This window comes from Mycobacterium sp. NGS64, assembly GCF_059812245.1.
Genome location: NZ_JCALCI010000010.1, coordinates 69,507 through 89,257, shown reverse-complemented (window position 1 = coordinate 89,257; position 19,751 = coordinate 69,507). Strand labels below are relative to the sequence as shown.

Here is a 19,751-nt window from a genome sequence, read left to right as displayed (position 1 = left end):
TTGCCGCTGGGTCCGTTGTGACCGGCTGGAGGATAGATATGTCGTATGTGATGGCGTCGCCGGAGTTGATGGCGGCAGCAGCGGCGGATGTGGCTGGTATCGGTTCGACGCTCCGCGCGGCACACCTGTCGGCGGCGGCCCCGACCGTCGGGGTGATACCGGCGGCTGCCGACGAGGTGTCGGCGGCCGTCGCGCAGGTGTTCTCCCACGCCGCCCAGAGCTTTCAGGGGCTGGTCGGCAAGGCGTCGGCGTTCGGTCAGCAGTTCGCGCAGCAGTTGACGGCGGGTGGGGGCGCCTATGCGGCCGCCGAGGCCGTCAATGCCGCGTCCGTGTCCGCCGATTCGAGCTCGATTATTCAAGAACTCATCGACGCGCCGAGCGGGTTCCTCGCAGCGTTTAACAACCTCTATAACAGCACGACGGGCGTTTTGAAATTCTTCTTGAGCTTCTTCGAGCTACCGGTCTATATCGCATACGAGGCACTGGTTTTGACGTATTTGACGCTGGCCGGATTGATTGCCTTGGAGCAAACCTTGGCCAAATTCCTTACCGGCGCACCGATCCCGATTCCGTAAGCGGCCTACACGGTCAGCCGCGGGAGTTCGACCGTGGCCGGGTCGTCTTCGCGGTGCTCCTCGTGCAGCAGCAGGGACCGCACCAGCGCGCGTGGGCCTTCGGAGCGAAGCATGTAGCTGGCCGGGCGCGGGCGGACCGTCTGGGGCCACCAGAACCACCGTCCGAGCAACGCGGCGATCGACGGTGTCATGAAAGAACGCACGACCAACGTGTCGAACAGCAGGCCCAGGCCGATAGTGGTGCCGAGCTGGCCGATGACGAGCAAATCGCTGAATATCATCGAGGCCATGGTGAAGGCGAACACCAGGCCGGCGTTCGTCACGACCTTTCCGGTGCCACCCATGGCGCGGATGATGCCGGTGTTTATCCCGGCGGCTATTTCCTCTTTCATTCGGGCCACCAGAAGCAAGTTGTAATCGGATCCCACCGCCAACAGGACGATCACCGACATCGGAAGCACCATCCAGTGCAATTTGATGCCCAGAACGTACTGCCACACCAAAACCGACAGCCCGAACGATGCGCCCAGTGAAAGCACGACCGTCCCCACGATCACCAAGGCGGCCACAAAACTTCGCGTCAGCGCCAGCATGATGACGAAGATCAGGCAGAGCGCACCGACGAGCGCGATCCACAGATCGTATTTCGAGCCGTCGTCGAAGTCCTTATAGGTCGCCGCGGCGCCGGCAATGGAAATCTTGGCGCTCTGAAGCGGAGTCGTCTTGAGCGCCTCTTCGGCCGCCGTCCTGATCGGATTGATTCGCGCTATGCCCTCGGGCGTCGCGGGATCGCCACGGTGCGAAATGATGAACCGGGCCGCCTTCCCGTCCGGGGACACGAAGGAACTCATCGCGCGCTGGAAGTCGGCATTTTGGAAGACATCGGGGGGCAGGAAGAAGGAGTCGTCATTCTTGGCGGCGTCGAACGCCTGCCCCATGGTGGTGGCATTGCGGCTCGCTTCGTCCAGCTGACCGAACAGCCCGGACGTGGTGCTGTGGTTCGTCAACAGCGTCACGCGGGTGGCTTCCGCGATCGCGATCAGTGGCGGCGTCAGCAAGAGCAGTTGCGCCGCCAGCTCGTCCGCCTTCTCCGCATCCTTGACGACCATGTGCAATCTGTCGCTGAGCGCATCGACATTGTCGAACAGCTGAAATATCGACCTCAACGCAAAGCAGATGGGGATGTCGTAGCAGTGCTTCTCCCAGTAGAAGTAGCTTCGAATCGGCCTGAAGAAGTCGTCGAAGTCCGCGACGTGGCCTTCCAGCTCGTCCACGATGGATTCCATCTCTTTCGCCACGCCTACCGTTTCATGGGCCACGGCGGTGAGCTGCTTCTGCAATTCGTACAGGTGCTTCAATATCGCGATCTGTTTGGCAAGCGAGTCGGCCTCCGTGAGCATGTCGTTCATGCGGGCCTTCATGAATTGCATGTTTTGCATCAGGGACGAATTCTGAAGGCTGATCAGGAACGGTATGGAGGTGTGTTCGATCGGCGTTCCCTCGGGCCTGGTTATGCCCTGCACCCGCGAAATCCCCGGAACGCGGAATATCGCCTTGGCTATCTTGTGCAGCACCAAAAAGTCCGCCGGATTGCGCATGTCGTGGTCCGCTTCGATCATCAGAATGTCCGGCAACATTCGCGATTGCGAGAAATGGCGGTCGGCGGCCGCAAACCCCAGATTAGCGGGAAGGTCTTTGGGTAGGTATGGACGGTCGTCGTAGCTTGTTTGGTAGCCCGGAAGCGTCACCAGGCCGACCAGGGCGACCGCCAACGTCGTGACGAGGATGGGCGCGGGCCAGCGGACGATCGCGGTGCCGAACCCCCGCCATCGTTTTTGCGCGAGCCTGCGCTTGGGGTCACACAGCCCGAACCGGCTCCCGGTCGCCAGAACCGCCGGGACCAGCGTGACCGCGACGGCGACCGCGACGAGCATGCCCACCGCACAGGGCACGCCGATCGTCTGGAAAATGGGCATCCGGGTGAAGCTCAGGCACAGCATCGCGCCGGCGATCGTCAAACCGGAACCCAGGACGACGGGAGCGACCCCGCGGTAGGTGGTGTAGTACGCGGTTTCGGGATCCTCGCCGGCCTGACGGGCCTCCTGATAACGACCGAAGAAGAAGATCCCGTAGTCGGTCCCGGCCGCCATCGACAGGGTCACCAGCAGGTTGATGGCGAACGTCGAGAGCACGACGACGTTGTGATCGCCGAGAAACGCGATGATCCCTCGGGCCGAGCCCACTTCGACGCCGACCCCGATCACCACCAGGATCACGGTGGTGACCGACCGGTAGACCAGCAGCAGGACCACGAAGATGATCGCCCCGGCTATCAAGGTCATCTTCAGCAGCGAGTCGTTGCCACTGCGCACCATGTCCGGGATCAACGCCGCCGGGCCGGTGAGATGGACCTCGACACCGGGCGGGGGCGGCGTCTGCTTGATGATCTGGCGGACCGCAGTCACGGATTCCTGCGCCAAGGTGGTGCCCTGATTGCCGGCCAGATTCAGCTGCACGTACGCGGCCTTGCCGTCGGCACTTTCCACGCCCGTCGCCGTGAGGCGATCTCCCCACAGGTCCTGCACGTGTTCGACGTGCCGGGGGTCGTTTCTCAACTCGCGGACCAGTTCCCGGTAGAACGTGCGCGCGTCGTTCCCGAGCGGCTGCTTCCCCTCCAGCACGATCATCGCGAAGCTGTCCGAATCGGACTCCTTGAAGGCCTTGCCCATGCTCGTCATGGCCCGCACCGAGGGTGCATCCTGCGGTGCCAGGGGTACGGAGTGCTCTTCGCCGACCCGCTCCAAGGGAGGCACCCCGAACGTCACAAGAGCCGTCAAGGCCATCCACGCCAGGATGACGACGAGGGCAATCCGGCGGATCGTCCGCGCAAAGAACGGTCGCCGTTGGAGTTCGGTGCTCATGCGGCCTTCAACGCGCAGCCGGTGAACGCGCCCGGACCGGGCACGTCGAAGCGGCAGCCACTGCTTCCGCTATCGCCTGGTGCCACGATGCTCCCCACGGTTGCCGGTCTCGTCCTGAACTGGAAATGCGCCACTTGATCGCCGCTATCTCAGCAGTAAGGCACGCACCAACGGACGGGGTCCCGAGGGCCGCAGCATGGTGCTCGCGGGCCGGGGGCGAACCTGTTGCGGCCACCAGAACCAGCGACCCAGCAGCGCGGCGATGGACGGCGTCATGAACGCGCGCACCACCAGCGTGTCGAACAGCAACCCCAGGCCGATCGTCGTGCCCACCTGACCGATGGTTCGCAGATCGCTGACGAGCATGGACCCCATGGTGAACGCGAACACCAGCCCCGCGTTCGTCACGACCTTCCCGGTGCCGCCCATGGCGCGAATGATGCCGGTATTTATGCCCGCGCCGATTTCCTCTTTCATCCGGGCCACCAGCAGCAAGTTATAGTCGGAGCCCACGGCCAAAAGGACGATCACCGACATCACCAGCACTGACCAATGTATTTGTATGCCGAGCAAATTCTGCCAGGCGAATACGGAGAGCCCGAAGGAAGCGCCGAGCGACAGCAATACCGTGCCGACGATGACCAGGGCGGCGATGAAACTCCGCGTCATGATCAGCATGACGATGAAAATCAGGCAGAGCGCGGCGATTCCCGCGATCATGAGGTCGATTGTCGATGCCCGCACCTGGTCCCGCACCGACGCCGCCGTGCCGGAGAGGTAGATCTTCGAGTCCTCCAGCGGAGTTCCCTTGAGCGCCTCCTCGGCGGCGCTCTTGATCGCGTCCACCCGCGAAAGGCCGTCGGACGACGAGGGGTCGCCCTTCTGCAGGATGAGCATGCGGACGTCCTTGCCGTCCGGCGACACGAAGATGTTCATGATCCGCTGGAAGTCTTTGTTCTTCAACGTTTCCGGCGGCAGGTAGAAGGAATCGTCGTTCTGGGCGGTATCGAACGCCCTCCCCATGGCGGTTGAGTTGCTGCTGTTATCGCCCATGTTGCCGAGGACGCCGGACATGGTGCTGTGCATGGTGAGCAACATCGTCCGCGATTCCTGCATGATCGCGATCGTCGCCGGCAGCTGGGCCAGGATCTGCGGCAGCAGCGCGTCGACCTGATCGAGGTCCGCCACCAGCAGGATCAGCTTGTCGCTCACCGCGTCGACGCCGTCGAGCGAATCAAAGATGCTTCTGATCGCGAAGCAAATCGGAATGTCGTAGCAGTGCTTTTCCCAATAGAAGTAACTGCGGAGCGGCCTGAAGAAATCTTCGAAATCGGCGATGTGGTCGCGCAGCTCGCTCGTGAGGGCCTGCATTTCGTGCGTGTTGGCGACGACGTCATGCGTGGTGGCGACCAATTGCTTCATCACCTCGTACATGCGCTGCGTGATGTTGATCGCTTCGCTGATCAGGTCGGCCTGCTTGAGCAGGTCGTTCATGCGCGCTCGCTGAAAAGTGAGGAATTGCTGCTGGCCGGCGGCTTGCATGCTGAGTAAGTACGGGATTGTCGTGTGCTTGATCGGGGTTCCCTCGGGCCGCGTCACGGCCTGCACCGACGAAATCCCCGGCACCGCCAGGACGGCCTTGGCCAGTTTGTCCAGCACCAGAAAATCGGCCGAATCGCGCAGGTCGTGATTGGCCTCGACCAACAGGATTTCGGGCGCCATCATCGCCGACGGGGGAAAATGTCGCGCCGCGGCTTCATACCCCAAATTTCCGGGGATATCTTTGGGGATGAACTTCTGGTCGTTGTAGCTGGGGTTATAGCCCGGCAGCGTCAACAGCCCGATAAGCGTCACCGCGAGTGCCGCGGCGAGGATGGGTGCGGGCCATCGAACGATCGCCGTGCCCACCCGTCGCCATACGCGATAGCTAATTCTCCGTTTGGGTTCGAACAATCCGAACCGGCTTCCGACCGTCAGAACCGCCGGGATCAGCGTGATGGCGACCGCGACGGCGACTACAACGGCCACAGCGCAGGGGACGGCCAGTACGTAGAACGAGGGCAGCCGCGTAAAGACCAGGCAGTAAAGTGCTCCGGCGATCGTCAAACCCGAGGCCACGACGACCTTGGTGACCCCGTGGTACGTCGTGTAGAAAGCCGTCTCTCGGTCGTTGCCGGCCTGCCGCGCCTCCTGATACCGCCCAATGAAAAAGATCCCGTAGTCGGTTCCGGCCGCGATTACGAGGGAAACCAGCAGGTTTACGGCGAGGGTGCTCAGACCGATGATCCCGTGATAGCCGATAAATGCGACAACTCCCCGGGCAACCATTAATTCGATGCCGACCACCAGCAACAAAAGAATTACCGTGACGACCGAACGATAGACGATAAGCAGCGTAAAGAAGATCACCGCGATGCTCACCAGGGTGATCGTGGCAACCGTCCTGTCGCCACTGTGGCTCATGTCCGAAATGATCGCCGCGGGCCCGGTGACAAACGCTTTGACCCCTTGCGGCGCCGGCGTCCGCGCGACGATGTGCTGAACGGTTTCGATCGATTCGTTGCCCGCGGTGATAATCACCAGAACATATGCGGCCTTGCCATCGGCGCTTTGCGCGGCCTGTCTGGTTAATTCATCGCCCCAGAAATCGTTGACATGTACTACATGCTTCGGATCGTCTTTTAACTGAGAAATCAGTCGATCGTAATATCGGTGGGCATCGTCGCCGAGGGGTTGCTGACCCTCCAAAACGATCGTCGCCACACTCGTTGAACCCGATTGACCAGATTGGTCGGCCGCCTTGAAGTCTTCGTTCAGCCGTTGTGACGCCGTGGCGGACGGCGCATTAGTGAGCGTCGGGGAAACCGAATGCTGGTTCTCGACCTGCTCCAGCGGCGGGACGAAGAAATTCAACACCGCGATGATCGCCAACCACCCCAGAATTATGGCGACCGAAAATCGACGGATCGTCCGCGCCACCAAAGGCCGACCGGTCTGCAGCTGGTGGTTGGTCATGAGCCCTTCAGCATGCAGGACGTAAAGGCGCTCACCTCGTTGGTGACCTTCTCGGATTTGACCACTCCGTCGAGGAGGATGCGGCAACCGATGCTGTCGGTATCACCCTGCGCCGCAACACTTCCGATGCCCGTGGCCGCCGTGACCGCGAATTCCAGCGACCACGGCAGGGTCGCCGCGTCAATATGCTGCGGAGTACCGGTGTCGTCGTAGTAGCTGATCAGTGCCACGGTCCCCGGTGGTCCGAAGACTTCGTACCTCAGGTGCTGGGGGTTGTAGGGCTTGTTGTCGACCCTGGTGTCGGCATACGAGAGGCGCTTTTCGGAGCCGAAGAGGCCGTGCAGGCGCGAAACGGTGAATCCGCCGACGGCGATCACGGCCACGATAACCAGCGGGATCCAAAGCCGCCGCAGGCCCCGGAAGATCGCGGGCCCCGTGTTGCGACGACTCTTTTTAGGTGCCCCTTGGACCGGAGGCGTCAATGGCGGCGGGCCGGCATCTTGCCCGCTCTCGACGGCGATATCGGACCGCGCCGGCTCAACATCGCGCACACTGCCCCAGACCACCGCACCACCCTAACCGACACGAGTTGAATTACGGATGCAAACCTAATGGAGTCCAACAGCGCCTGACCAGGATTTAAGGAACTTCTCAGCATGGCTTCCGCGAAGCCGGCGCAGGGAACGATTCGTTACTCGATCTCACCGGTCAGGCCGAACTCCGCTAGCGCCCGCGCGGCGAGTTCGCGCAGTGCGGGCTTGGTGTTCTCGGCGCCCGGGTGGTAGGCCACGACGGTGAGATAAATCGTGCCGATCCCCGGCGTGCGGCAAGACACCACCTGCATATGTCCGCCCGTTCGCTCAAGCTGCTGACGCGTTGCGCGCTGCCTCGTTCCGCGGGCCCAGGCGTATTCGCATTGGGTGCCGTCCGCACAGCTCACCACCGAGCCCGCGTCGCCGAGGTTGGAAAAGATCACCGGCATGTCGGGGTCGTTGAGCTGCGTCTCGACGCCCCGTTTCCACGTCCGCTTGGGGGTGAAGGGGGACAGGGCAGCCAGTCGCGCCGATTCGTCCGGTTCACTCTGCAGAGCCTTGAGTGCCTGCTTGATGCCGGCTCGGGCGTCGCGCAGATCCGTGGTCAACCCGGTCGGGTCGAGGCTGACCCGGGCAAACGACACCGCGAGCGCGCGGGTATCGCCGTCGGTGCGGTCGGTCATGACGATTTGTAGAGTCACGGCGCCGTCGGACGCCCGTCGGCGCCCCAGGTGCTCCCCGAGTTTTGCGGCCAACGCGGCGGCCAGCGTGGTGCTCGTTCCGCCTAGCGACTCCGCGCGCGCATCCCACTGATCCAGGTCGACGAGGATCGCGATGCCCGGCACGATGACCGGGTCCGCGCCGTCGTCGACGCGACGGGCGACGGCCCGTGGTGCCGGCGACGATGGGGCCGCGTCGCGCCGCTGACGGCGACTCAGTTTTGCCAAAGCGACCAGCGCCCGAGCAACCTCGGGTGAGTCTCGAGCTGTTTGGCCGAGATCCTGCGCCAGCGCGCGCAGCCGGGTCCGCGAGCGCGGCGGCGGGTAGCCGAAATCGCGGTTGGCGCCCAGGATCGCGTCGGCGACCGCGACCAGACCGCCGACGCCGTCAATGATGTAGTGAGAGACCACCCACGTGACCGCCGTCGAGCCGTCCGTCAAGGGAAGCACGCTGAGATGCCAGCCGGGTCCCTCTTCTGGGTCGACGGGAACTTGCGAGCGTTCGTCCGCCCAGTCGCTGAGATCGGCGCGTGGGCGGGCGCGGTCGGCGAAATGTATCTCCGCCGGCCCCCGATCGACGACCCACCGATGCCGGCCGAACGGCAGCGGCGACCGCTCGATAAGCCGTCCGGACAACCCGTAACCAAAATTGTGGTGAAAACGTTTCAGCCCGTCGAAGTCGATAGCGTGCTCGTAGACCCACACGACCTGCATGACTTCCGTCTGGCCGATGGCGCGCTGTCCGGCAACGAAGCCTTGGTCCACCAATGCCAGCAGATTGTCCGGCCGGCCTTCGCCGTTGGACGCGTATTCGTTAGAGGATGCGCGGGCGCGGCGTATCCGGATTGGCACTGATTGGCCTCCTAAGACTTCAACATTCGCCCGTGACGCCTCGCGGGCATTCATGCGGTCGAGCCGATTCATCACAGCAGATTGGCCTCGGGTGCTTCGGCTCGGCCGAGCGTTTAGCCAAAAGTTAACCGGGTTCGGGGGCGCCCGGTGGCTGAAATACAGTCTGCGGCAGCCAAATCGCCGTCGGGGAAGGACCTGTTATTCGATCTCGCCAGTCAGTTCGAACTCGGCCAGCGAGCGCGCCGCCATCCCACGCAAAGCGGGCTTCGTGTTCTCCGCGCCGGGATGGTAAGCGAGCACGTGGATGAAAATCTTGCCGATTCCCGGCGAGCGGAGCGAAAGCAGTTGCAATTGCCCGCCCGTTCGCTCCAGCGTTTGCCGGGTTAGGCGCTGCCTGATCCCTCGTGCGTAGGCGTACTCGCAGTGGGTGCCATCGAGGTAGCCGACCACCGAGCCGACGTCGCCGAGGTTAGAACAAACGACGGGGCGATCGGGGTCGAGGAGCGCCGCGTCCACTCCCCGTCGCCACGCCCGTTTCGGGGTGAACGGGGCAAGCGGAGCCAGCTGCGCTGACTCGGCCGGCGTTTCCCGCAAAGTCTTCAGTGCCTGGTTGATGGCGGCGCGGGCGTCCCGCAGATCGGTCGTTACCAGCGTCGGGTCGATGCTGACGCGCGCGAAGGACACTGCGATCGCCCGCGTGTCACGAGGCGCGCGTTCGCTTATGGGCAGTTGCAGCGTGACGGCGCCGTCACCCGGACGTCGGCGCCCCATGCGCTCCCCGAGTTTCGCGGCGAGCCCCGCGGCGAGCGTGTTACTCGTGCCGCCAAGAGCCCCGGCCCGGGCATCCCAATGGTCCAGTTCGATGCCGATCGTGATGCCGGGCACGACGACGGGATCGTCGCGGTTGCCTCCGCGGTTTTCGCTGCCAGGGGCGACGGGTCGCGGTGACGGCGATCCGGCCGCTTCGCGCCGTTGACGACGGATCAGTTTGGTAAACGCGACAAGCGCCCGGGCGGCCTCGGGTGCGTCCCGGACCGTTCGGCCGGCATCCTGAACCAGCGCACGCAGTCGAGTGCGTGAACGCGGCGGCGAGTACCCGAGATCGCGCTTGTCGCCCCAGAGCGCTTCAACTATCGCGCTCAACAGCCCGATGCCGTCGACCAAATAGTGGGATGCCACCAGGGTAACCGCGGTCGAGCCGTCCGTCAGGGGGAGGACAGCGAGATGCCAGCCGGGTCCCGACTCCGGATCAACGGGCACTTGTGAGCGTTCATCAGCCCAGTCGCCGAGTTCAGCGCGTGGACGGGCGCACTCAGCGATATCGATGTCCGGCGAGCCGCAATCCAGGACCCACCGATGCCGGCCGAACGGCAGCGGCGACCGCTCGATCAGCCGCCCAAACAACCCGTGACGAAAATTGTCGTGGAAACGCCTGAGCCCGTCAAAGTCGATGGCGTGCTCATAAACCCATACAACCTGCATGACTTCCTCCAGGCCGGCGGCGTGCTGGCCGGCAAAGAAGCCTTGGTCCACGAACGCGAGCCGATCGTCCGGCGGCGCATCACCGTTCGACGGGCGTGCGGGACGTACCCGGACTCGCACTGATCAGCCTCCAGTGGCGCACGATTCGCCGGCAACGCCCGGTGGTGCGTACACCCGATTACCGGGGGCCGACGCCGCGCCGGACGCAAATGCGGTCGAACCGAATCATCACAGCAGACTAGCCTCGGTGCGTCCGGCTCGGCCAAGCAATTGGCAAAGACTTGACCGTTGACCAATTCCGGTCGGGGATTCCGATGTTGCGTTGACGCCCACGACGGAATTGGCCGAAACGCAGTCCGCGGAAGGCCAATCGCCCTGTAGACGGTGGCTTTGGCGGGCCTTTTCGAAACTTTCGGATTGGCGGATGACCACGCCGGTGTTGGGGTTATGCTGCTGGGCGGCTGAGCTGGGCACCGGGTCTGCCGCTTTCATTTCGCATTACGCGCACGGGAAGTGAAGGACCAGGATCACGCATGAAATTTGTGCTGGCGTTCTATGGGACTCGCGGCGATGTCGAGCCCGGCGTCGCCGTCGGCCGTGAGCTGCGACTCCGCGGGCACGACGTGTGCATGGCGGTCCCGCCTGACCTGGTCGGCTTCGCCGAGGCCGCCGGGCTCACGGCGATCGACTACGGGCCGGACATTCAGACGTGGCTGGAATCGACACGCAACTTTTGGACCTATTTCTTCCGGAACTTCTGGCGGATTCGGGAGGTGCGCGCGTACCTGCGGGAATCTCGGGAACCCGGCACGCGGCATTGGGCCGAGATGAGCAAGGTGCTGACCTCGCTGACGGACGGGGCCGACCTGCTGTTGACCGGCATGAGCTACCAGGAGCTCGCCGCCAACGTCGCTGAGTATCGCGGCATTCCGCTGGCCACGCTGCTTTGGTTTCCGATACGCGTCAACGGCCGCCTCGTTCCGACGCTGCCGCCGTCGGTCATCCGCTCGGCGATGAGGGTCTACGACTGGCTGGTTTGGCGCGGGGTGAAAAAGGTCGAGGAGGCGCAGCGTCAGGAATTGGGCCTACCGAGGGCCACCGGACCCGGGCCGGCGCGGATCGCCGATCGAGCATCGCTGGAAATCCAGGCATATGACGAAGTGTGCTTTCCCGGGTTGGCCGCCGAATGGGCGAAATTCGACCGTCAACGGCCCTTTGTCGGCACGCTGACGCTGGAATCGCCGACAGATGCCGACGATGAGGTTGCCTCGTGGATCGCCGCTGGAGAACCGCCGATTTTCTTCGGGTTCGGCAGCATTCCGGTCGAATCGGCCGCCGACACCATCGCCATGATCGGTAGGGCATGTGCGCGGTTGGGTGAACGAGCGCTGATTTGCGCCGCCGCGACCGATTTCGGCGACGTCCCGCATTTCGACCACGTCAAGGTGGTGGGCGCAATGAATTACGCGACAATCTTTCCGGCTTGTCGCGCGGTCGTGCACCACGGTGGTGCGGGCACCACGGCCGCGGGCCTGCGCGCCGGAGTCCCGACGCTGATCCTCTGGATGGCGGACGTCCAGCTGATCTGGGGAGCCGCGGTGAAACGGCTCAAGGTTGGCACCGCAAGGCGCTTTTCGACCGCTACCGAGAAATCACTGGTCGAGGATCTGCGGACCATCCTCGCCCCGCAGTACGTCGCCCGGGCCCGTGAGATCGCCGCTCGGATGACCAAACCCGCCGAAAGCGTCGCGGCCGCCGCGAATTTTGTGGAAGACTTCGCCCGACTTAACCGGGTTGGGTGAAACAGGTTCGCGCACAGGCAGTTTCAGCCCCGGGTCAGGTGGCGAAATGCGCCTGGTTCACGTGTTCGGCCACCCGCAGCGCGTTGGCCGCCACCGTCAAACTGGGGTTCAGACCGCTGCTGGATGGAAAAAAGGAGGCGTCCACCACGTAGAGGTTGTCCACCTCGTGTGCCCGGTTCTGTGGGTCGAGAGCGCTGGTTTTGGGATCGGTGCCGAAGCGGCATGTGCCGCAGACATGGCCCAGGGTGGAGTTGTTTGCGCCGGTGCGCAGTGTGAGGGTGCGATACGGCTTCAACACCTCTTTTATCTTCCGAATGAACACTGCGCGGCGGTCGACCTCGCTCGGGTGCAAACGGTATTGAAGCCGCAGCCGCTGGCGCCCATCCTCGCCGGGTCGGTCGCTTGGCAGGACGCGGTTGTCCAGATACGGCAGGTCCTCCATGATCGGGGCCAGCACCAGCCCGCCATTGAAGAAGCGATCGTAGATCGGCCGCACCGCCGGGCTGACCAGGCGCAGTGCCTTTGGCTGCCATCCGGGCTGGTTGGTGAACATATCCATGGACGCCAAATTCGCCATCGCGCCCGCGGACTGCACGGTGCCGTACTTCTGGCCGTCGGAGAAATAGAAATCGTTGAACCCGATTTCCTTGTTCTCGGCGGTGATCCTGCAACCGGGTTGCGGCCAGACTTCGATCCAATCCATCAGATGGCGCATCAGGTTGCGCCCCACCACATCTGAGCCGTTGGCCAGTCCGCGCGGCCACTCGCCGGAGCGGGAGTTGAGCAACAAGACCGGGGTGGCCAGCGCGCCGGCGGCGAGCACCACCACCTTGCCTTGCAACGCCAGCATGTCGGAGCGACGCTGGGCGATCACCTGCTGCACCCGGGTGCGATCGGCCTCGAGGCGCACGACCCGGCACTGGTCCAGCAAGTGCGCCCCGTGCTCGGTGACGGCGGGCAGCACGCCGTTTCGGCCCGCGTCGTTCTTGCAGGACCGCTCGCAGAGATGGGCCTGGCAGGTGGGACAGCCGTCGGTGTAGTCGCAGGCCATCGGCAGGTGGTAGGGGTGTAGTCCGCGCCCGGTCAGATAGTTGACCAGCGGCTGGTTGTCGGGCGAAAACGGCGGGGCCGCAGGCAAACCCACGCCGGCGGCCTCGGGGCGCAGGGGATCGGGTTCGCCGCGCACATTGAGGAGTTTTTCGGCCTCGGCATACCAGGGACTCAGCTGGTCGTAGCTGATCGGCCAGGCCTCGGGCACGGTGGACTCCCCGGGGTCGCGGAAGTTTTGCCGCGGGGTGAAGTCCTGGGCGAAGAACCGCTCGCAGACCATGCCGTACAGGGCCGAGGAACCGCCGGTGCCGCTGCCGATGAACGGCACGAAACGCTTCGGGCGCCGCCCGCTGATGTCTTCGATCTCGTCAGTGGAGCGCCCGGCCCGGGCCAGGGCGTCGTAGTAGGCCTCGGCGGAGCGGGCGGCGCGCGGCTCGGCGAGTTCGGGCATGGCGGCGCGAATCGTTCCCGGCGTTCCGGGCAGCGTCGAGCGGCCCTTTTCGACGAACAGCACCCGGCGCCCGGCGCGGGCCAGCGAGTAGCCCAGCATCCCGCCGCCCATGCCGGTGCCCACGACGATGACGTCCCACACCACGCGTTCGGCCTCGCGCGCACTCAGCTCGCCGACAGCCAAAATTCAACTCCTCAGCGGATGATGGCCCACGCTTGGCCCGGTCCGGGCGAATCGAGATCGTAGCATCGCATATCGCGGGCGAATGGGCGGAAAATCACGCCTCAACGCAGGCCGAGAATTGCGGTGAATTCATCGTCGTGACGGTCGCGTTGGAAGCGTGACGTTTCCACCGCGCGAAAGGCGAGCTTGCGACGCAGGTCTTCGTCCGATTCCAGCGTTATCAGGTTGGCTGCGAGTGCGTTTGCGTCGCCGGCCGGGCTTAGCAGCCCATTGATCCCCGGATCGATGATCTCCGGTGTGCCGCCCGCGTTCGTCCCGCACACCGGCAATCCGGCTCGCATCGCCTCCACGGTTACCCGCCCGAACGCCTCGCATTGGCTGCACATCAGGCCGACGTGGGCACCGGACCAGTAGGGGCTGACATCGCGCGTGCGTCCGTGGATCGCCACCAGGTCCTCGACACCCAGGCGTCGCGCGAGTTCGCGAAGCGGCTTCTGGTTGCCGGCGCCGACCAGGGTCAACTCGATGTCGACGCCGGCCTCCCTGGCGATGGCCACCGCCTCGACCGCGATGCGCTGTCCCTTCGCCTCGGAGAAGTAACCGATCAGCACAGCGCGCATGCGTTCGCCCGGGCGCCGCTCCGATGGTGTGCCGAGCGGGGTGTCGACGACCGGGTAGACGACGTGCGTCGTCATCGTCGGATCCACCGCGAGCAGAGCGTTCTCGACCGCGTGCGAATTGCAGATCACCGCTGCGGACAGCCGGCCGATGAGGCGGATGGTTCTGCGGTAGCCCAACAGGAACCAGAGCCGATGGTCGTCTTTGCCGAACTCGCGGACCAGCCAGTAATGGGGGATGCCGAGCAGTTTGGCAGCGATCGCGTGCGCGGGAATGACCATCGTATTGGTGAGCACCATCGTCGGGCGCTGTCGAACAAGTAGGAACAGCGCATGCAATATGCCGACAAGCAGAATGGCGAGATACGGAACCGTGCCGATGAGCGCCTCAATGCGTGGCGCGCGCGACCGGACGAGAAAGGCCCAGCCCGGTATCCAGGTGATCTTGGTCCGGATATCGTGCCGAGCGCATTCCGTCACCAGGCTGCCCTTCCACGGGCAGACGGCGACGACCTCGACGTCGGGCCGCTTTTCGTGGATGGCCAGGACCATATCGCGAAAGTCGAGCGCACCTCCTCCGCCAAAACTGCCCACGTTGGAGATCACCATCACGCGGGGGACAGGGCTGGCCTTGTGTGACGCTGTGATCGCGCGAAGCCGAGTTCCCACGCGGCGCAAGGCATCAGCGGCGACCATTGCGAGAGTGTATGTCGGCGCGTTTCCGATGAAATTGCGGACGCACTTCATTAAGCGCATGCACGTCGCGAAATCTGTCCGACCGACCTGCGGGTCGACTGCTAGCATCCCGTCCGTGTCTGGACGCGGCGCACCGGTGCGGATCGGCGTCCTGGGGGCGGCGCGCATCACGCCGACGGCGCTCATCAAACCGGCTCGGGACAACGCCGAGGTTGTGGTGGCCGCGGTGGCCGCACGCGACGTGTCCCGGGCGCAAGCCTTTGCCGTCAAACACGGCATCGCCCGGGTGCACGACAGCTACGAGGCCCTGCTCGCCGATCCGGACGTCGACGCTGTCTACAACCCGCTGCCGATCGGGTTGCACGGCAGGTGGACTCGGGCCGCGCTTGACGCCGGTAAGCACGTGCTCTGCGAAAAGCCGTTCACCGCCAATGCCGCCGAGGCCCGCGAGGTCGCCGAGCTTGCCGCCAAGTCGGATCGGGTTGTGATGGAGGCATTTCACTACCGCTACCACCCTTGCGCGGCGCGCGTGGAGGAGATCATTGCCTCCGAAGAGCTGGGCAAGCTGGAGCGCGTCGACGCCGAGTGGTGCTTCTGGATGCCGAGGCTCTCCCACAACCGCTACAACTACGCCCTGGCCGGTGGCGCGCTGATGGATCTCGGATGCTACGCCGTCGACATGGTGCGCAGGTTCGGCGGCTCGACTCCGGAAGTCGTTGCGGCACAGGCGAAACTACGCGGTCCTAACGTCGACCGAGCCATGACGGCCGAGCTGCGGTTTGCCGGCGGGCACACCGGGCGGATCCACTGCTCGATGTGGTCGAGCGCCCCACCGCGCTTAACCGTAAAGGTGGTTGGCGACCGCGGCGAGCTGCGGCTCAACCCGTTGATCCCGTTCCAGCGGTTCTCGGTCCGGTCGACCGCCGGAAAGCGGGTGGAGAACTTCACCGCGGGGCGCTCTACCTACGGACATCAGCTGGACGCCTTCGCCGCCGCGGTGTTGCGCGGTGAACCCGTGAAGACCACCCCGGAAGAGGCGATCGAGAACATGACCGTCATCGACGCGATGTATCGCGCGGCCGGACTTCCGCTCCGCGAGCCCGCTGCTTTGCACCAATAACACCGGCGGGTCGGACCTCTCCGCCGAGGTCGCAGCCCGTGAAAGCGCTCATTTGCAACAGACCTGATCTCTGGTCGCTCCTGTCGCATCAGTCACACAACAGGGGTGCGCGTTGCTGCGGCGGCCCGGGGTACGCAATTCATACTCGATTCAAACTTTCGGAATCGGATTCCAAACCGTATTAGACACGCGTAACCTACGCCTAAAATCACCCGCGTCCAGTAGCCGTCCAATCCCCACCGAGGGGGAGCCAATGTCTTCCTATGTGATCGCAACATCGGGAGCGTTGGCCTCTGCGTCGGCGGATCTGACCGGAATCGGGCAGACGATCGGTGCGGCCTACGCCGCCGCGGCGCCTTCGACCACGTCGGTGATGGCAGCGGCCCAGGACGAGGTGTCCGCGGCGATCGCAAAGTTGTTCGGCGCCTTTGCGCAGGAACAGCAGGCGCTGAGCGCGCAGGCGGAGGCGTTTCATGCACAGTTCGTGCAGGCGCTGAACGGCGCGGCGGGCGCCTACGCGGCCGCGGAGGCGGCCAATGCTTCACCGCTGGATTCCGCGCTGGCGGCGATCAATGGGCCCGTCCAGGCGCTGACGGGCCGTCCGCTGATCGGCGACGGCGCCGACGCGACCACCCCGGGCGCCAACGGTGGCGACGGAGGGATCCTGTGGGGCAACGGCGGTAACGGCGCGGCCGGGGCGCCGGGGACCGGGCAAAACGGCGGTAACGGCGGGTCGGCAGGCTTTTTCGGCCACGGCGGCAACGGCGGGGCCGGCGCGTCCGCTACGGCTGCCGGTGTGAACGGGGGAAACGGCGGGGCCGGCGGTAGGAATGGGCTGTTCGGCGGCGGCGCCGCCGGGAACGGCGGCAACGGCGGGGCCGGCGGCTCCGCCACGGCGGCGGGTCAACAAGGTGGGGCCGGAGGCGCCGGCGGGGCCGGCGGGGCGAGCGAGTCGCTGTTCGGGGGATCCGGCGGCAACGGCGGTGCCGGAGGCCAGGGCGGGTACAGCAGCGCCGGCGCCACCGGCGCTCCCGGCGCCCCGGGCTCGAGTTTTGCGGGCGGCGCCGGAGGGGCCGGCGGCGCTGGCGGCAGCGCCGTCGGGTTCCTGAGCTCCGGCGGCCACGGCGGTCAGGGCGGGACCGGCGGCAACGGCGGTTCCGGCGGTGCCGGCGGTGCCGGTGACTTCAGCATCAACGACGGCACGGGTGGCGCCGGCGGCGCGGGCGGGCAAGGCGGTGCCGCTGGAGCCGGCGGCGCCGGCGGCACGGCCGGCATCTTCGGCACCCCCGGTGCCGCCGGTACCGCCGGCGGTACCGGCACGTCGGGCGCCGGCGGCGCAGGCGGTCAAGGCGCGGCCGGCACCGCGCTCCACCCGGACGGCGGCAACGGCGGCGCCGGCGGAAGCGGTAGCAGCGGCGGCATGGGTGGCGCCGGCGGCAACGCCGCCGGCAATGGTCACGGCGGTAACGGCGGCACCGGCGGTGCGGCGCTTTCGCAGACAGGCACCGGCGGCGACGGCGGCGCCGGCGGCGATGGCGCCGGCAACGGCAACGGCGGTAACGGCGGTAACGGGGGCGCCGCCGCTTCGCAGGCGGGCAACGGCGGTAAAGGCGGCAACGCTCCAGGCAACGGCAACGGCGGCACGGGCGGTGCCGGGGCTGCCATCGTCACGGCCGGCACCGGCGCCGTCACACCCGGCACTGGCGGCAACGGTGGTAGCAGCGTCGGCGGTGTCGGCGGGGCCGGTGGGGCCGGGGGGGCCGTGCTGATCACGAATGGTTCCAATGCCGTCAGTGTCACCGGCGGCACCGGTGGCCATGGCGGAGGCGGCCTCTTCGGTGGGGCCGGTGGGGCCGGTGGGCAGGTCATCACCGCCGGAAGTGGTGACACCACCGGCGGCCACGGCGGCGACGGGGGCACCGCCAGCAACGGACTCGGCGGCGCCGGTGGGGCCGGCGGCAGCGTCCAATTCCAGAACAGTTCTTCGGCCGCCGTCACCGGCGGTGCCGGCGGCAACGGCGGGCAGGGCAGCGCCGGCGGCGCCGGTGGCGCCGGTGGAGTGGTCGTCTCGAACGGAACGGGAATCACCATCGGCGGCCACGGCGGCGGCGGTGGCGCCGGGAACGGCGCCATCGGTGGGGTCGGCGGCGCCGGCGGCAGCGTGCAGCTCCAGAATGCCGCCTCTACGGCCGCGGTCACCGGCGGCGATGGCGGTACCGGCGGAAACGGCACCTCCGGCGGTGCCGGTGGGGCCGGTGGGGTGGTCGTCACGAACGGAACGGGAGTCACCGGCGGCGGCCATGGCGGCGCCGCCGGCACCGGCGGCACCGGCGTGGGCGGTGCCGGCGGGGCCGGCGGTGGCGTGGCCATTCAAAATGCTGCCTCTTCGTCCACCGTCACGGGTGGCGGCGGTGGCATCGGCGGCGACGGCGCCTCCGGCGGCGCGGGTGGCGCCGGTGGGCAGGTCCTCACCAACGGCACGGGAACAATCAAGGCCGGCGTGGGCGGCGACGGCGGCAACGGCACTACCGGTGTGGGTGGTGCCGGCGGGGCCGGCGGTGGCGTGGCGGTCCAGAGTGCGTCCTCGTCGGTCGCCGTCACGGGCGGTGTCGGTGGTCATGGCGGCAACGGCGCCTCCGGTGGTGCCGGTGGCGTCGGCGGGGCCGTCATCACGAACGGAACGGGCAGCACCACCGGCGGCCATGGGGGCGCCGGTGGCACCGGCAGCAGTGGCGTCGGTGGGGCCGGTGGCAATGGCGGTGGCGTGGCTATCCAGAGCACCTCCTCCTCGGCGACCGGCACCGGCGGCGACGGTGGCGATGGCGGGAACGGCGGCGGCTCCGGTGGCGCCGGTGGGACCGGTGGGGCGGTCCAAACCAACGGGACGGGCAACACCATTGGCGGCCATGGGGGCGCCGGTGGCACCGGCGGCGCCGGCGTCGGTGGGGCCGGCGGGGCCGGCGGTGGAGTGGCCATTCAGAGCAGCTCCTCGGGCACCGGCACCGGCGGCGATGGCGGCAAGGGCGGTGACGGCAGTTCCGGCGGTGCCGGTGGGGCCGGCGGCTCGGTCATCACGAACGGAACGGGAGTGACCACCGGCGGCCACGGCGGGGCCGGCGGCAACGGCAGCCTGGGCGTCGGCGGGGTCGGCGGGACCGGCGGCGGCGTGACCATCCAGACCACTTCCTCGGCGGCCATTGGCACCGGGGGCGACGGGGGCGCCGGAGGAAACGGCTCCTCCGGCGGTGCCGGCGGCACCGGTGGTGCGGTAGTGACCAATGGCTTCGGGAACGTCGACGGCGGCCACGGCGGCGCCGGTGGCACCGGCAGCCTCGGAGTCGGTGGGGCCGGTGGCGACGGCGGTGACGTGACCATCCAGACCGCCACCTCGTCGGCCGTCGGGACCGGTGGCGCCGCTGGAGCCGGCGGGGCGGGCGCGTCCGGTGGGGACGGTGGCATCGGTGGCCAGGCCGTCACGAACGGATTCGGAAACGCCGACGGCGGCCGTGGCGGCGACGGCGGCGCGGCCACCAGCGGTGTCGGCGGCACCGGCGGGGCCGGCGGACTTGCGGCAATCACGTCTACCTTCTCCGCGGCTGCCGCCACCGGCGGCAACGGTGGGGACGGCGGGACCGGTGCCCCCGGCGGGCCTGGTGGGGACGGTGGAACGGCCACGACCCAGGGAATCGGAGCCGCCAACCCCGGCACTCCTGGTAACCCCGGCTGATGGCGGCA

11 protein-coding genes are annotated in these 19,751 nt (G+C 66.5%); 4 read left to right on the top strand and 7 right to left on the bottom strand.

Annotated features, from left to right (window positions below):
* Window positions 1-38 precede the first annotated feature (38 nt).
* Window positions 39-575 (top strand): PE family protein, encoded by a 537-nt coding sequence (locus tag AC5Y4S_RS26355; protein WP_500035512.1) that lies wholly within the window; start codon window positions 39-41, stop codon window positions 573-575.
* 5 nt (window positions 576-580) lie between these two features.
* Here the strand turns inward: AC5Y4S_RS26355 and AC5Y4S_RS26350 are convergent, their stop codons facing one another.
* From AC5Y4S_RS26350 to AC5Y4S_RS26330, 5 genes are all read right to left on the bottom strand, one after another.
* Window positions 581-3,496: an MMPL/RND family transporter gene (locus tag AC5Y4S_RS26350; RefSeq protein WP_500035511.1), complete on the bottom strand. Its 2,916-nt coding sequence runs from the start codon at window positions 3,494-3,496 to the stop codon at window positions 581-583.
* Between the two features lie 144 nt (window positions 3,497-3,640).
* Window positions 3,641-6,511, bottom strand: a complete 2,871-nt coding sequence (locus AC5Y4S_RS26345) for an MMPL/RND family transporter (RefSeq protein ID WP_500035510.1) — start codon at window positions 6,509-6,511, stop codon at window positions 3,641-3,643.
* Window positions 6,508-6,924 (bottom strand): MmpS family transport accessory protein, encoded by a 417-nt coding sequence (locus AC5Y4S_RS26340; protein WP_068184521.1) that lies wholly within the window; start codon window positions 6,922-6,924, stop codon window positions 6,508-6,510. Before AC5Y4S_RS26340 ends, AC5Y4S_RS26345 begins: the two co-directional genes overlap by 4 nt.
* Window positions 6,925-7,202: 278 nt before the next feature.
* Window positions 7,203-8,615, bottom strand: coding sequence for a condensation domain-containing protein (locus AC5Y4S_RS26335; RefSeq protein ID WP_500035509.1), 1,413 nt, complete (start codon window positions 8,613-8,615; stop codon window positions 7,203-7,205).
* A 198-nt stretch (window positions 8,616-8,813) separates the two neighbouring features.
* On the bottom strand, window positions 8,814-10,148 hold the full coding sequence (locus AC5Y4S_RS26330) for a hypothetical protein (protein ID WP_500035508.1): 1,335 nt from the start codon (window positions 10,146-10,148) through the stop codon (window positions 8,814-8,816).
* A 482-nt stretch (window positions 10,149-10,630) separates the two neighbouring features.
* On the opposite strand from AC5Y4S_RS26330, the gene AC5Y4S_RS26325 reads away from it, so the two are divergent.
* A complete protein-coding gene (locus AC5Y4S_RS26325) occupies window positions 10,631-11,899 on the top strand; it encodes a glycosyltransferase (RefSeq protein ID WP_500035507.1) in 1,269 nt (422 codons plus the stop codon).
* Between the two features lie 34 nt (window positions 11,900-11,933).
* On the opposite strand, the gene AC5Y4S_RS26320 is transcribed toward AC5Y4S_RS26325, so the two are convergent.
* On the bottom strand, window positions 11,934-13,583 hold the full coding sequence (locus AC5Y4S_RS26320; RefSeq protein ID WP_500035506.1) for a GMC oxidoreductase: 1,650 nt from the start codon (window positions 13,581-13,583) through the stop codon (window positions 11,934-11,936).
* 101 nt (window positions 13,584-13,684) lie between these two features.
* Window positions 13,685-14,896, bottom strand: coding sequence for a glycosyltransferase family 4 protein (locus AC5Y4S_RS26315; RefSeq protein ID WP_500035505.1), 1,212 nt, complete (start codon window positions 14,894-14,896; stop codon window positions 13,685-13,687).
* Window positions 14,897-15,011: 115 nt separating this feature from the next.
* Here AC5Y4S_RS26315 and AC5Y4S_RS26310 point away from each other — a divergent pair, with 115 nt between their 5' ends.
* Window positions 15,012-16,016 carry a Gfo/Idh/MocA family protein gene (locus tag AC5Y4S_RS26310; RefSeq protein WP_500035504.1) on the top strand — a complete coding sequence of 335 codons (1,005 nt, stop codon included), beginning with the start codon at window positions 15,012-15,014 and terminating at the stop codon, window positions 16,014-16,016.
* Window positions 16,017-16,269: 253 nt separating this feature from the next.
* Window positions 16,270-19,743, top strand: a complete 3,474-nt coding sequence (locus AC5Y4S_RS26305) for a PE family protein (protein ID WP_500035503.1) — start codon at window positions 16,270-16,272, stop codon at window positions 19,741-19,743.
* The last annotated feature ends 8 nt before the right edge of the window (window positions 19,744-19,751 follow it).